Below are 14,346 nucleotides of genomic sequence, written 5' to 3' on the forward strand. Positions count from 1 at the left end.
ATCTCGCGTACAGGGTGTACGCGTCGATCCCGCCATTTTTTTATGCCTTGCCCTGCACACCTTCCCGCCCGAACGGGATGTTTGCTCGTGAATGACTTCGGCTTCCCCCCCCTCCCCAATCCGTTTTGCATTCGGAGAATGCAAAACAGAACAGGGTCAAGGGACGTGTCCCTTGCGGGTGCAGGGCAGCGCCCTGCGTCTTTTCCTGAAAAAAGCGAAAAAAAAGAGTCCTTCCGCCAAAGGACTCTTTTCACTCGACGGCCGCCATGGGAGAGAGGAGAGGGAGCAGCCGTCGACTCGTTGGAAACGAGTATATTGTCTTGATCCGTTGTCGCCTTATTGAAGCTGGCTGATGCCCACGGAAAGGATGAAGGACATCCCGGTCCAGAGCATGACCTTGGCCGTGGCAAAGGTGCGATTCGCCAGACAGGGCTTGAGGCTCGTGCTGGCCATGGCCGCGCCGACCGGAGTGCTGTCTTCCGGCATGATCAACTCAACCAGGGAAATGTTTTTTTTGCGTCCGAAGCTCATTTCAAGGCTCCTTTGGCCGATTCCGGCCTTGTTTTCCGTTGTTGAGGGCACTCTAATTTGCTCACGAGCCAAAAATCCAATCATATTCTCGGATAGGGCATTCGGAAATCCTGATTGCCTTCGGAACGGTTTGCGCATACTCTGCCGCCCATGGAATTGTATCATCTGCGATCGTTTGTGGCCGTGGCCGAAGAGGGCCACCTGACCAACGCCGCAAAACGTCTGCATACCAGCCAGCCCACGGTCAGTGCGCACATCAAGGCCCTTGAGGAGAATCTTGAGGTCAAGCTGTTCAGCCGCACGCCCAAGGGTATGATCCTGACCGAGGCCGGAGACATCCTCAAGGCGCAGGCCCGCAAGGTGCTTGCCGCGGTGGACGAGTTCCAGACCCGGGCCGTGCGGTTGCGCGCGGATCTGGCCGGTGCCGTGCGCATCGGATTGAATACGGATTCCGAATATCTCCGGCTCACGGACCTGATTTCCGCTGTTTCCGAAAAGCATCCCGGGTTGGAACTGCACCTGACGCAGAATTCGTCGGACAGGATTCTGGAGGCCATCCGCGCCGAGGAGCTGGATGCCGGATTTGTCTTTTACGAGAATCCCTATTCCGACATCAAGGCGCATGCGTTGCGGCGTTCGCGCGTGCTCATCGTGGCGCCTGCGGAGTGGGAAGAGCGGGTGCAGGATGCCAGTTTCGAGGAACTGGCTAAGATGCCGTGGGTCTGGCCTGCGCGGTATTGCCCGCTGGGCGCGCTGGTGCTGGACCATTTCGAATCCCGGGGCTTTTGCCCGGCCCGGACCATCCGTGCGGACAGCGAAGACGTGATCCGCCGGTTGGTGGTGGGCGGCAAGGGCCTTTCCATCATGCGCGAGGACGAGGCCGAGGCCCTGCGCGCCGAGGGCAAGCTCGTCTGTTGGCAGACCGACCAGAACCAGGACATCGGCATGGACATTTTCTTTGTCTACCATCGCGACAGGAAGGACGACCCCGTGATTCTGGCCATGCTGGAAGCCGTGGAGCGGGTCTGGAAAACCGAAGCCTAGCGTCCGGTCCCTTTTCGAATTCTTCAATACGGCCTCTTCAATTCCGTTCCCTTTTGCCGTATCTTTTCCCGACCCAAACAAGCCAAAGGAGAGCATATCATGCAGCTTATTTCCCGGCAGATTGCCGATTACATGGAGAGCGGATCATGGATTCGCAAGATGTTCGAGGCCGGAATCGCCATGAAAAAGGAATTTGGCGAGGACGCGGTCTGTGACTTCAGCCTCGGCAACCCGGACCTGCCGCCGCCCCCGGCTTTGAAACAGGCCATGAAGGACCTGGCCGAAGAAGCCGACACACCGTTTTTTCTCGGCTACATGCCCAATTTCGGCTACCCGGACGCGCGCACGGCCCTTGCCGGACAGGTCAGCAAGGAGCAGGGCGTTGCCGTTGCCGGTGAAGATCTTGTCATCACCTGCGGCGCGGCCGGTGCGCTCAATGCCTTTTTCCGCGCCGTGCTCGAACCGGGCGACGAAGTGATCACGCCCGCTCCCTTTTTCGTGGAATACGGTTTTTACTGCGAGAACCACGGCGGCGTGCTCAAGCCCGTGCCCAGCAAACCGCTGACCTTTGAGCTGGACATCGAAGCCATTGACGCAGCCATCAACGAAAAAACCCGCATCCTGCTGCTCAATTCGCCCAACAACCCGTCCGGGGCCGTGTATTCGCGTGAGGAACTGGACCGGCTGGCCGCCATTCTGGAGAGACACAACCAGGGGCGTGAGCGGCCCATCTTCATTCTTTCGGATGAGCCGTATCGTTTTCTGGCCTTTGACGGCGTGGAAGTGCCCAGCCTGCTGGACGTCTATCAATACTCGGTAGTGTGTTCCTCGTTTTCCAAGAACCTGAGCATGGCTGGTGAGCGCATCGGCTATGCCTGCGTGAATCCGGCCATGCCCGGCAAGCAGGAACTGCTCGGCGCGCTGATCATGACCAACCGCATCCTCGGTTTCGTGAACGCGCCGGCGCTGGCGCAAAAGCTCATGATGCGCTGCCTCGGCAGTCAGGTGGATGCCTCCATTTACGAAACCCGGCGCGCGGCCATGGCCGAGGTGCTGGACAACGGCGGGTACAACTACACCATGCCCAAGGGCACGTTTTATTTCTTCCCGGAAGCGCCCAACGGCGACGACGTGAAGTTCTGCAGCATTTTGCAGGAAGAGAAGATTCTGGCCGTGCCCGGCCGCGGATTCGGGTATCCCGGCTATTTCCGCCTGACTTTCTGCATCGGCGAAGACGTGATTCGCCGCTCAAAGGACGGCTTCAAGCGGGCCATGGAAAAGGCAAAAGCATAGGATTGTTTCCGGCTGCCCCGGGCCGTTTGTCCCGGTTGCAACGGTGGGACTGTTTCGAGGTCGGCACACGCGCGTGTCGGCCTCGTTTTTTCGTTTTTCGTCGGATTGCCGGAACAGAGGGGTAATGCAACAAGGCCGTCCCGTATTGGTTTGCCGGGAATTTTCGGGGAAAGAGGGAAGGCGCGCCCTGCAGCATCAGTGATTTGCAGCCGAAGCCGGGAACAGGCAAGCCCGAGCCCCGGAATCGTGCAACAGCAAACAGAACCCGCACCTGCGGGCAAAAAGAAAAAATCGACCGCGCGTCAGCGCAACCCGCCTAATCCTCGTCTTCCAGCCCGGTCAGGTCCCCGATTTCATGCCCAAGCTCCTCGGCCTTGAGCACGCGGCGCATGATCTTGCCGGAACGGGTTTTGGGCAGGTTGTCCCGGAATTCAATGGACTTGATGACCGCCACGGGCCCCAGTTCGTTGCGGATGTGGCGCTTGAGGTCCTTGATGAGTTCGTCGTCCGGTTCCACCTCGGGGCGCACCACGATGAAGGCCTTGGCCGCCTCGCCCTTGATGGTGTCGGGCACGCCGATGACCCCGCATTCGTGCACGGCGCGGTGTGCGCCGAAGGCCGCTTCCATTTCCGCGGTGCCGATGCGGTGGCCCGCGATATTGAGCACGTCGTCCGCACGGCCCTGAATCCAGAAGTAGCCGTCCTCGTCCTTGCGGGCCACGTCCCCGGCAAAGTACATGCCCGGAATCTTTTCCCAGTATTCGCGGTAGCGGTCCGGATCGTTCCACATGCCGGTCATCATGGCGGGCCACGGCCGCTTGAGCACCAGCAGGCCGCCCTTGCCCGCGGGCACGGGATTGCCGTCGCGGTCCACGATGTCCGCTTCCACGCCGGGCAGGGTCTTGGTCACCGAGCCGGGCTTGAGCAGGGATATGGGCAGCGGGCTGATCATGAACATGCCGGTTTCGGTCTGCCACCACGTGTCGAGCACCGGGCACTCGTTGCGGCCGATGTTCTTGTAGAGCCAGATCCACGCCTCCGGGCTGATGGGTTCGCCCACGGACCCGAGCAGGCGCAGGCTGGAGAGGTCGTGCTGGCGCGTGTACTGGATGCCGAAGCGCATGAGCATGCGGATCATGGTGGGCGCGGTGTAGAAGATGGTCACCCCGTACTTGGCCACGATGTTCCAGAGCCGGTCCGCCTGCGGATAGTTGGGATGGCCTTCGTACATGAGGGTCGTGGTTCCGGCCATGAGCGGTCCGTAGACCACGGCGCTGTGCCCCGTGACCCAGCCCGGATCGGCCGTGCACCAGAAGATGTCCGTGGGCTTGATGTCGAAGACATGGTTCAGGGTGCGGTGCACGCCCACCATGTAGCCCGCGTGGGAATGCACGATGCCCTTGGGCTGGCCCGTGGTGCCCGAGGTGTACATGAGAAAGAGCGGATCATCCGCGTCCATGACTTCGGTGGGCGAAATGTTGCGTTCGTTGCGGATCAGGTCTTCGTACCAGAAGTCCCGGCCATCGGTCATGTCCACGCCCACCTTGCAGCGGCGCACCACGATCATGGAATCCACGCAGTCCGCGCACGCGCCCACCAGCGCCTCGTCCACGGTTTCCTTGAGGGGCATGATCTGGCCGTTGCGGTAGAAGCCGTCCGCCGTGACCACGAGCTTGGCCTGCGCGTCGTTGATGCGCTGGCGCAGGGCCTTGGCCGAGAATCCGGCAAAGACCACGGAATGGATGGCCCCGATCTTGGCTGCGGCCAGCATGGAGATCACGGTTTCGGGCAGGGGCGGCATGTAGATGACGATGCGGTCGCCCTTGCCGATGCCCAGCGAGCGCAGGGCGTTGGCCACGCGGTTCACCTCGCGGTAGAGCTCGAAATAGGTGTACTTGCGCGAATCGCCGGGCTCGCCTTCCCATATGAGGGCCAGCTTATTCTTGTTGTAGGTTTCGATGTGCCGGTCCAGACAGTTGTAGACGATGTTGCATCGCGAGCCCGGAAACCATTTGTAAAAGGGGGCGTCCGAATCGTCCAGAACCTGGTCCCATTTCTTGAACCAGTCCAGCTCGTCCGCAGCCTCTTCCCAGTAGCCCAGCGGATCGTGCCCGGCCATGCGCCGGTGCGCTTCAAGCTCCTGCGGGTTGACGTTGGCCTCGATCACCAGTTGTGGCAGGGGCCTGAATACCCGTTCTTCCTGCAAAAGATTGTCCAGCGTTCCGAACTGGTCCATGTATTCCTCCTCGCGCAAGATTCATGGCTGCGAGTCTGTTTCGAACATGTTTGCGCGCCAATGTCCCGGCGTATTCGGCCAGCGGCAGGTTAGCGCGGTTCAACGGTCACAATCCGAGTATCTGCTTCAGTTCCGCGATCCTTCTGCGGCTGATGGGCAGCTCGATGCGGGTCTTGCCCGCGGTGCGGAGCATGAAGTTGCTGCCCGGCATGCTGGCGATTTCCGTGACCATGTCCAGATTGACGAGGTATTTCCTGTGTACCCGGAAAAAACGGTGCGGCTTGAGCCGGTCTTCGAGATTCTTGAGCCGGTAGGAGGTCAGGAATTTCTGCCCGGCGGTATGCACGTATGAGTAATCCTCGTAGGCCTCCACGAAGATGATCTGGTGGTAGGGGACGAGGTACATGCGGCCGTCCTGATTCACGGCCAGCTTGTCGATCTCCGGGGTACGGGTGCGGGTCTGGTCCCATGCCTGGCGCAACGCGGCCAGAAAACTCTCCTGCTCGTGTTCTTCCAGCGGCAGTTGCACGGTGTGCTCGTCCTGCTCGTCCGGGGATTCCTCCTGATTGGCCGTTTCCAGCGGCTCGGACGGTTCGGGAACCTCCTTGAACCGGGTCTTGAACTCGCCCAGCCGTTCCAGCGTGCGCTCAAACCGCCCCGGCGCGGGCGGCCAGAGCAGGTAGTCCGTGGCCCCCTGTTCAAAGGCGGCATAGGCCCGGGATTCGGAATCGGAAACAAAGACCAGCGCGGGCTTGTGCTTGCGGCCCGCAAGCATCTGGGCCAGCTCGATGCCGGACGGCCCGCCCGGCAGGTCCGTGCCCAGAAAAAGCGCCCCGTAGGCGATGGATTCCAGCAGCTCCATGGCCTCGTAAGCGGTCACGGCCTCGCCCAGCACCTGCATGAACGGCACGCCGTCCAGCAGAGAGCGCAGTTCGGCCCGTGTCTTCGGGTCTTCGTGTATGAGCAGCGTCTTGAGTCTGGGCATGGTCCTGTGCGCCGTTTTCGTAAGGTTTTCAGAGAATAATGAATATATTATCCGTACAATGTATCCGAGTGCTTCGCAAGAACGTCTTGAGGGTACATGGCTTGTTGACAACCGCACTCGAGATAGTTAAACGGTTAACCGACTTTTCGGGAACAACGTACCGTGGAGACGACATGGGCAGTGTGGAGGATTTTTTTGAAGGCGAACCGGTAGGGTTTCTGCTGGCGCGGGCCTCGCAATACATGCGCCTGCAGCTGGGCCGGAGCTTCGCGGATGCCGGACTGGGAATATCCGTGGAGCAGTGGCGCTTGCTGATTGAATTGTGGCAGCGGGACGGATTGAACCAGCGCGAGTTGGGAGAGCGGTGTTTCAAGAGCAAGGTTTCCGTGACCAAGATGCTGGCCAAGCTCGAGGACCAGGGCTATGTGCTCCGACGTCGTTCGACACGGGACAGGCGTGGCAACCGGGTTTTCCTGACCGCTGCGGGCAAGCGCCTCAGGGATGTGACTCTGGAACTTGCCGCGAAAAACAATATGCACGCTGTGGACGGCGTGGACGATGATGATCTGGCCGCGTTCAAGCGGGTCGCCAGGACGATTTTCCTGAACATGGAATAATTTTTTTGCCCCAATGGTTATACGGTTAACTTTTTACATGGGATAGTAAATAGTGATTACTGGAAAAAACGAGGTGGGAATGACGTTCTTTCTCGCCTTTCTTGCTGCGTTGGGCCCGTTGTCCAACGACATGTACCTTCCGGCCCTGCCGAATCTGGTGAAGTTTTGGGGCGTGAGCGAGGCCTCGGGCGGGCTGACATTGAGCCTGTGGTTCGTGAGTTTCGGCATATTCCTGCTGGTATACGGGCCGTTTTCCGATCGTTTCGGACGCAAGCCCAGCCTGTTGCTGGGGCTGGGCCTGTTTACGGTTTCCTCGTTGGGTTGCGCTCTGTCCGACGGCCTGACTGAAATGCTCATCTGCCGGATTCTGCAGGCTGCGGGCGGTGCGGCCTGTGCATCCATGGTCATGGCCATCAGCCGCGACGTGTTCGACGGCCACATACGCCAGCGCGTGCTGGCCTACCTCGGCGTGATCATGGCCGTGGCCCCCATGGCCGCCCCGTTTCTGGGCAGCCTGACCCTCAAATATTTTTCGTGGCGCTGGATATTCGGCCTGCAGGCCATCTACGGAATCACCGCGCTCGGGGCAGTGCTTTTTCTGGAGGAAACCCTGCACCATGAAAAACGGCTCACGTCCATGGCTTTTATAAAACCGTACCTTCAGACGCTGGTCAACGGCCGGTTTATGTACACCTCCACGCTCATGGCCGTTGTCATGGGGCCGGTGTACGGGTTCATCGCGGCTTCGCCATATATCTACATGGAACAATTCGGATTGGACCGGGCCGCCTTCAGCCGCTTTTTCGCGCTCAACGCCGTGGGGTTGATGCTGGGTTCGCTGGTCTGCGCCAAGCTTTCCAAACGCTTTTCCGGGGCCGTGCTCAACGGCTGGGGATTCGCGGGCATCACCGTGGGCGGAGCCTGCATTGCCGCATTCGGCGCGTCAGGTCCCGTGGCCTTTGCCCTGCCCATGATGCTCATAGCGTTCTGCTGCGGCGCGAGCCGCCCGGTGAGCAACAACATCGTGCTGGATCAGGTGGAGGTCAACGTGGGGGCCGCTGCATCCATCATGACCTTTTCCCTGTTCATGCTGGGCGCCGTGTTCATGTGGGCGGCCTCGGCCGATTTCATGAACCGGGCCACGCTCATCGGGTTCATGGGATTTGGCGTGGGGGGATTCGTGCTGGTCCTGTGGCCCCTGCTCCTGCGTTATCTTGGCCGTTTCGGCTACAAGGCATCCTGACCCGGACTTTTTTATATACAACCGTCACGGCCCGGCCACACGCATGTGTGGCCGGGATTTTTTTTGCGCAACGCCTTGACCTCGGGCTCGGATGACTATATCAATCTATCTCAATATAAAGATATCATGATGTAGTCATATAAGGAGACGGAGAGAAATCATGCCTATCCCACGTCTGATCGAAGAAGACAGGCCATTTATTTCATTGGAATTTTTTCCGCCACGCAATGAAGACGCCTTGCCCGTTTTTCTGGACACGGTGCACCGTCTGGCCCGGCTCAAGCCGTTGTTTGCGGCCGTGACCTGCGGCGCTGGCGGTGGCGGAGCCACCGGAACACTGAGGACCGCCCGTGATCTGTGCGAGGAAAAGGGGTTCACGGTCATGCCGCACATGACCTGCGTGCGCAACGACCCGGAGTCCATTGCCGAGCAGGTGCGTGAAATACGATCCTGCGGCATTCGCAACGTGCTGGCCGTGCGCGGGGATTTTCCTGACGGCGTGGATTCGGCCCCCAAGGGCCTCCGCCATGCCACGGACCTTGTCCGCACCGTGCGCCAACAGGATCCGGACCTGTGCGTGGGCGTGGCCGCATACCCGGACGCGCACCCGGAATCCGAGAGCATTGAGCAGGACATCGAACATCTGCGCCAAAAATTCGAGGCGGGCGCGGACTTTGCCGTAACCCAGCTCTTCTTCGACAACCGAAAATATTTCGACATGGTGGAACGCCTTGCGGACAAAGGCTGCACCAAGCTGGTCATTCCCAGCGTGTTGCCCATCCGCAGTTTCGGGCAGGTGCGCCGCCTCATGGGCCTGTGCAGCACGCCCATTCCCGGCAAGCTGCTGGCCGCGCTGGAAGCGGCCCATGCCTCGGGCGGAGATGGGGCCGTTCGCGATGTGGGCGCGGACTACGCTGCGGCACAGGTGCGGGGGCTGGTGGATGCCGGAGCGCCGGGCGTTCACCTGTATCCCTTCAACCGCGCCGGGCTGTGTCTGGACGTGGTTGAACGCGCCGGGCTCATGCCCGCCTGATCGGGGCTTGTTTCAAGACGGGCCGCCATGATTTTTTGCCATATTGGAAGCGACTGCCGAGACATTCATTTGCGGGATTGCCCGCAGCAAAACAGGAGGCTGGCATGCTGACGCACTCTCTGGGTTTCCCGCGCATGGGTATTGACAGGGAACTCAAAAAGGTCACTGAAGCGTATTGGAAGGGCGAGAAAGGCGAACAGGATCTTCTGGAACAGGGGGCGCAGTTGCGCGTCCGACATTGGGAGATTCAGGCCGGGCAGGGTGTGGACCTGCTGCCCGTGGGCGATTTTTCCCACTACGACCACATGCTGGATACGGTGGCCCTGCTGGGCGCCGTGCCTGCCCGCTACGGCTGGGAAGGGGGCAGCGTGGACACGGACACCTATTTCCGCATGGCGCGCGGCGATGCCGGGCACGGTGGCGCCACGGCCATGGAAATGACCAAGTGGTTCGACACCAACTACCATTACATCGTGCCCGAGTTTACCGAGGGCCAGACTTTTTCCCTGTCCTCGACGAAGATTTTCGACGAGCTGGACGAAGCAGTTGCCGCAGGGTACGCGGCCAAGCCCGTGCTGCCCGGCCCGTTCACCTTCATCGGTCTGGGCAAGTCCGTGCCCCCGGGTTTCGATCGCTGGGAGCATCTGGACGCGATCGTGGCCGTATATGAAGAGGTTTTGGGTCGCCTGTCCGCCAAGTGCGCCTGGGTTCAGCTGGACGAGCCGCTACTGGCCCTTGATCTGGATGCGGCCGTGACCGACCGCTTTGCCGCGGTATATGAACGGCTTGCCACGGCTGCCGGGTCCGCAAAAATATTGGTGGCCACCTATTTCGGCGGCGTGGACCACCACGCGGAAACCTTGCTCTCCCTGCCCGTGGGCGGCGTGCATGTCGATCTGGTACGCGCCCCGGAACAGCTGGACGCGTTTGCCGCAAGACTCCCCGAAGCCATGCATCTTTCCCTTGGCCTTGTGGATGGCCGCAACGTCTGGAAAGTGGACATGGACAAGGCGCTGGAACTGGTGGACCGTGCCGTGCTGGCCGTGGGCGCGGACCGCGTCATGCTGGCGCCGTCCTGCTCGCTGCTGCATACGCCCGTGGACCTGAGCGCCGAAACCGGGCTTGACGCGCAGGTGCGCGAATGGATGGCCTTTGCCGTGCAGAAATGCGCGGAGCTGGACGTGTTGCGCCGGGCGGCCGTGGGGCAGGACGCACAGGAGGAACTGGCCGCCAACCGCGCGGCATGGGACGCGCGCCGTTCCAGCCCGCTGACCGCCAACGCGGCCGTGCGCGAGCGCATGGAATCCGTGAACGAGACCATGGCCCGCCGCGTGCGTCCGTATGCAGAGCGTATTGTCTCCCAGCGCGAACGGCTCAAGCTGCCGCTTCTGCCCACCACCACCATCGGCTCGTTTCCCCAGACCCCGGAAATCCGGCGCACCCGGCTGGCCTTCAAGAAAGGCGAGCTGGCCAAGGCCGGTTATACGCAGGCCATGCAGGGCTTCATTGCCGAAAGCATTGAAAAGCAGGAACAGCTCGGGCTGGACGTGCTGGTGCACGGCGAAGCCGAACGCAACGACATGGTGGAATACTTCGGCGAGCAACTGGACGGATTCTGCTTTACCGCCAACGGCTGGGTGCAGAGCTACGGTTCCCGCTGCGTGAAGCCGCCCGTGATCTTCGGCGACGTTTTCCGGCCCGGCCCCATGACCGTGGAATGGATACGCTATGCCCAGAGCCTCACGGACAAGCCGGTCAAGGGCATGCTCACCGGCCCGGTGACCATTCTGCAATGGAGTTTTGTGCGCGACGACCAGCCCCGGTCCGAAACCTGCCGTCAGATCGCGCTGGCCGTGCGTGACGAAGTGGTGGATCTCGAGGCGGACGGCGTGGCCGTGATCCAGATCGACGAACCCGCCCTGCGCGAGGGCCTGCCCCTGCGCCGTGACCTCTGGAAGGAATATCTGGACTGGGGCGTGGAGTGCTTCCGGCTTTCGGCCTCGGGCGTGCAGGACCATACCCAGATTCACACCCACATGTGCTACGCGGAGTTCAACGACATCATCGAATGGATAGCGGCCATGGATGCGGACGTGATCAGCATCGAGGCCAGCCGCAGCAACATGGAGCTGCTGGAGGCGTTCGGCCGTTTCGACTATCCCGCGGAAGTGGGGCCGGGCGTGTACGACATCCACAGCCCGCGCGTGCCCCCGGTTCAGGAAATGGTGGACCTGCTCAGGCGCGCATCAAAGGTGCTGCCCGTGGACCATTTGTGGGTCAACCCGGATTGCGGCCTCAAGACCCGCGGCTGGCCCGAAACCATGGAGGCGCTGGCCAACATGGTGGAAGCTGCGGCCAAGGCCCGCGAAATCCTGAAATAAAAATATGTGAAGCCGTAGCCCTGTCCGCCCATGGGGCCGACCCGTGTGGCCGGTCAATGGCGCGGCAGGGTCACGGTGACCATGGTCCGGCCCGGTTCCGAGGTGTTGAGCACCACGTCGCCGCCCTGCACGCGGGCCAGCAGCCGGGCCGAATAGGTGCCCAGCCCCATGCCCTTGCGCTTGCCGTGGGTGGAATACTTGTGAAAAAAGCGGTCGCGCATGGGTTCGGGCACTTCGCCCATGTTGCAGATGGTCACCGTGCAGGTGGACAAGGGGCCGGCAATGTTGATGCTGACCACGTGATTTTCCGGGCTGGCTTCCACCGCATTCTTGATCAGGTTGCCCAGCAGTGAACGGCAGAGCAGCTCTTCGCCCATGAAAATGGTGTCGTCCGGTTCCGGGTCCACCACGACCTCGGCGCGTACGGACTTTGTGCGCATGGTCGGGGCCAGATCGTCCAGCACGGCGCGGATGATCTTGATGGCGTCCTGCGGTCCCGCATCCGGTTCGTAACGGTTTTCCTCGATTTTCAGCAGGGTCAGGGACATGTCCACCATGTTCAGGGTGTTGCGCGCTTCGGATTCCATCTTTTGCAGCAGCATGCGTTGCTGTTCGGGAATGGTGGCCGCATCCTGCAACACGCCCACCGCGCTGATGATGCCGCTCAGGGGCGACTTGAGGTCATGGCGTGCAATGCGTTCCACGTCCTTGCGCAGGGCTTCGGCCTTGCAGAGTTCGGTGATGTCGCGGTTGCTGCCGCGTCTGCCGCGCCATTTGCCCGAAGAATCGTAGACCGGCTGGCAGACGTGGCCGATCCAGCACAAGGTGCCGTCCTTGCGGATGATGCGAAAGGTGCGGGTGCAGGGCGGTTCCTCGCCGTTGGTGTCCTGCGCGCAGACCAGCGGCGTATCCCTGTCGTCCGGGTGCATGATCTTGGTGAACAGGTCAGGGTCCTTGTAGAAGTCGTGGGCATCGTAGCCCGTGACCCGTTTGGCGGACGGTGAAACCCAGACGCATTGCCCGTTTTCGTCCAGCCAGTATTCCCAGTCAAAGGTGAAATCCGCCACGGTCTTGAAGCGTTCGCGGCTTTTGCGCAGGGCTTCCTCGCTCTGCTTGAGCCGCCAGTACAACACTTCCTGCGGCCGCGCGATACCCGTGACGATCATGGCCTCATACAGGCAGTAGACTGCAAGAATCTTGAGCAAATGCCCGGCCAGCATGAACGGGCCGCCCGCAACGCCGCCCTGGGCAAAGCACACTTCCTGCACGGCCGTGAACAGGATGTAGGCCATGAGCATGCGCAGCACCGTGGTGCTGAACTGGTCCCGTTCGGTGTAGAGCTTGAAGGCCGCGGCCAGCATGCCGGCGGCAATGGCGTATTCGCTGAACGTCCTGAAATGCGTGGGGCCGTATCCCTCCACCCAGCAGACCGGGAAAACACCCGTGAATATGGCTCCGGCCAGTGCTGCCGTGACCAGCGCGAAACAGGCGAACGCCCCATAGGCGTTCAGGGAACGCCGCACGAACACCGGTGCTATGAGCAGTGCGCCGGTCTGGATGAAACGCGCGCCCAGCCACAGGCTGCTGTGCAGGTTCGGGCCATGGTTGGGAAACACGCCCATGCCTGTAAACGCCAGCGTATGCAGGAAGTCCAGGCTGCTGCAAAAGAGGAATCCGATGCCCAGAAAGAGCATGTAGTTGTTCTGCACCACCCGGCGCGAGTTCCATGAAACCACGAACACGGCCCAGGCCACGGCAATGCTGATGGTTTGGGCCAGGCAATGGAAAAAGAGATAGTTGCTGCGGCTCATCACGAGGAGAACGCCGAGGATGACAAGACCGCACAAGACGGTGAGCAGGGATTTTCTGGTCATGGAACGCCCTTTGTGTTCGACGCTGTGGAAATACCAGACTTGTCCGCGCCCGGCAATGGCGGCTTGCCCGTGGCGGCCCGGCAGTATAGTAAGGGAATAATGAACAAACCGTTGACCATGGCGATTCTTTCGGACATCCACGGCAATCTGGCTGCGCTGGAAGCCGTTCTGGAACACATTGACGCATCGGGTGCGGAGCATGCGCTCTGCCTCGGGGATGTGATCGGCTACGGCCCGGACCCGGAGGCCTGCGCCCGGCTGCTCATGGAGCGGAACATGGACACGGTCATGGGCAACCACGATCAGGTTCTGCTCGGCTACCAGTTTCTTTCGTGGTTCAATCCGCAGGCGCGCGACATGCTGCTCAAGACCCGTTCCATGCTCACGGACGAGGCCATCGACTGGCTCACCTCCCGGCCGCACAGCATGGTGCGCCATGGCGCGCGCTTTGTGCACGGCTGCCCGCCGGACAGCGTGCGTACCTATATCTACAAGCGTGATGTCGATCTGGACGCTGTTTTCTCCTCGTATGAGGAGCAATGGTGTTTTGTGGGCCACACCCATGAACTGGGTCTATATGTGCAACGCGATGGCGCGGTTTTTCGGGAGCCGCTCAAGGACGGGTTCACGCTCGGCCCGGGCCAGCGCGTTATCGTCAATGCCGGGGCCGTGGGCCAGCCGCGCGACGGCGACCCGCGCGCCAAATATCTGCTCTGGGAGCCGGAAACCGGCCATGTGCGCGTGCAACGCGTGGAGTACGACATTGCGCGCACCGTGGCGAGGCTGCGCGAGCGCGGGTTCCCCGCTGTGTACGGCAAGCGGCTGGGGTGATTGCGGGGCCGGATCGTCCGGGGCGATGCGTCGTGTTTGCCCACTGTGGAGCAGCGCAGGAGAAAGCGAAAAGTTGCGCCTGTCCCCGCGTTCCCTCTTGGCTCTGGGTCTTGTGGGTTTGAGCGGGGTTCGGTGGGGCGTGGCCAATCAACCGACGAACAGACGGCGACTTGGCAAGACGGGCGGACGCCCTATGCCGCGGCACGCCCTCTCCCCCCTTTCTCAGATTCCCGCCGCGCGCAAGCGCAACCGATTCGCGAAAACGGTGTGACGGACAT

Annotated in this window: 11 protein-coding genes; 7 read left to right on the plus strand and 4 right to left on the minus strand. The window is 61.3% G+C overall.

Annotated features, from left to right (window positions below):
- Nucleotides 1-336: 336 nt before the first annotated feature.
- On the minus strand, nt 337-531 hold the full coding sequence (locus F8A88_RS00005; protein ID WP_151148889.1) for a hypothetical protein: 195 nt from the start codon (nt 529-531) through the stop codon (nt 337-339).
- A gap of 150 nt (nt 532-681) precedes the next feature.
- Here F8A88_RS00005 and F8A88_RS00010 point away from each other — a divergent pair, with 150 nt between their 5' ends.
- Both F8A88_RS00010 and F8A88_RS00015 read left to right on the plus strand, forming a co-directional pair.
- Entirely contained in the window at nt 682-1,575 is an 894-nt protein-coding gene (locus F8A88_RS00010) for a LysR family transcriptional regulator (RefSeq protein WP_161598280.1), read from the plus strand.
- A gap of 99 nt (nt 1,576-1,674) precedes the next feature.
- Complete coding sequence (locus F8A88_RS00015) at nt 1,675-2,868, plus strand: pyridoxal phosphate-dependent aminotransferase (protein ID WP_151148891.1); 1,194 nt, start codon at nt 1,675-1,677, stop codon at nt 2,866-2,868.
- Between the two features lie 316 nt (nt 2,869-3,184).
- Here F8A88_RS00015 and acs read toward each other — a convergent pair whose 3' ends face one another.
- On the minus strand, nt 3,185-5,104 hold the full coding sequence (gene acs / locus F8A88_RS00020) for an acetate--CoA ligase (RefSeq protein ID WP_151148892.1): 1,920 nt from the start codon (nt 5,102-5,104) through the stop codon (nt 3,185-3,187).
- A 106-nt stretch (nt 5,105-5,210) separates the two neighbouring features.
- Complete coding sequence (locus F8A88_RS00025) at nt 5,211-6,089, minus strand: LytR/AlgR family response regulator transcription factor (protein WP_151148893.1); 879 nt, start codon at nt 6,087-6,089, stop codon at nt 5,211-5,213.
- Nucleotides 6,090-6,262: 173 nt separating this feature from the next.
- Between F8A88_RS00025 and F8A88_RS00030 the strand changes: the two genes are divergently transcribed.
- The 4 genes from F8A88_RS00030 to metE all read left to right on the plus strand — a co-directional run bounded on the left by F8A88_RS00030 (nt 6,263) and on the right by metE (nt 11,363).
- Nucleotides 6,263-6,706 (plus strand): MarR family winged helix-turn-helix transcriptional regulator, encoded by a 444-nt coding sequence (locus tag F8A88_RS00030; RefSeq protein WP_161598281.1) that lies wholly within the window; start codon nt 6,263-6,265, stop codon nt 6,704-6,706.
- 79 nt (nt 6,707-6,785) lie between these two features.
- Nucleotides 6,786-7,949: a multidrug effflux MFS transporter gene (locus F8A88_RS00035; protein WP_151148895.1), complete on the plus strand. Its 1,164-nt coding sequence runs from the start codon at nt 6,786-6,788 to the stop codon at nt 7,947-7,949.
- 160 nt (nt 7,950-8,109) lie between these two features.
- Nucleotides 8,110-8,982 carry a methylenetetrahydrofolate reductase gene (locus F8A88_RS00040; RefSeq protein WP_151148896.1) on the plus strand — a complete coding sequence of 291 codons (873 nt, stop codon included), beginning with the start codon at nt 8,110-8,112 and terminating at the stop codon, nt 8,980-8,982.
- Nucleotides 8,983-9,086: 104 nt separating this feature from the next.
- Complete coding sequence (metE, locus tag F8A88_RS00045; protein ID WP_151148897.1) at nt 9,087-11,363, plus strand: 5-methyltetrahydropteroyltriglutamate--homocysteine S-methyltransferase; 2,277 nt, start codon at nt 9,087-9,089, stop codon at nt 11,361-11,363.
- 53 nt (nt 11,364-11,416) lie between these two features.
- On the opposite strand, the gene F8A88_RS00050 is transcribed toward metE, so the two are convergent.
- Entirely contained in the window at nt 11,417-13,237 is a 1,821-nt protein-coding gene (locus tag F8A88_RS00050; RefSeq protein ID WP_161598282.1) for a sensor histidine kinase, read from the minus strand.
- 99 nt (nt 13,238-13,336) lie between these two features.
- On the opposite strand from F8A88_RS00050, the gene F8A88_RS00055 reads away from it, so the two are divergent.
- On the plus strand, nt 13,337-14,068 hold the full coding sequence (locus F8A88_RS00055) for a metallophosphoesterase family protein (protein ID WP_241667289.1): 732 nt from the start codon (nt 13,337-13,339) through the stop codon (nt 14,066-14,068).
- Nucleotides 14,069-14,346: the final 278 nt, after the last annotated feature.

The organism is Pseudodesulfovibrio senegalensis (assembly GCF_008830225.1).
GTDB classification, from domain to species: domain Bacteria; phylum Desulfobacterota; class Desulfovibrionia; order Desulfovibrionales; family Desulfovibrionaceae; genus Pseudodesulfovibrio; species Pseudodesulfovibrio senegalensis.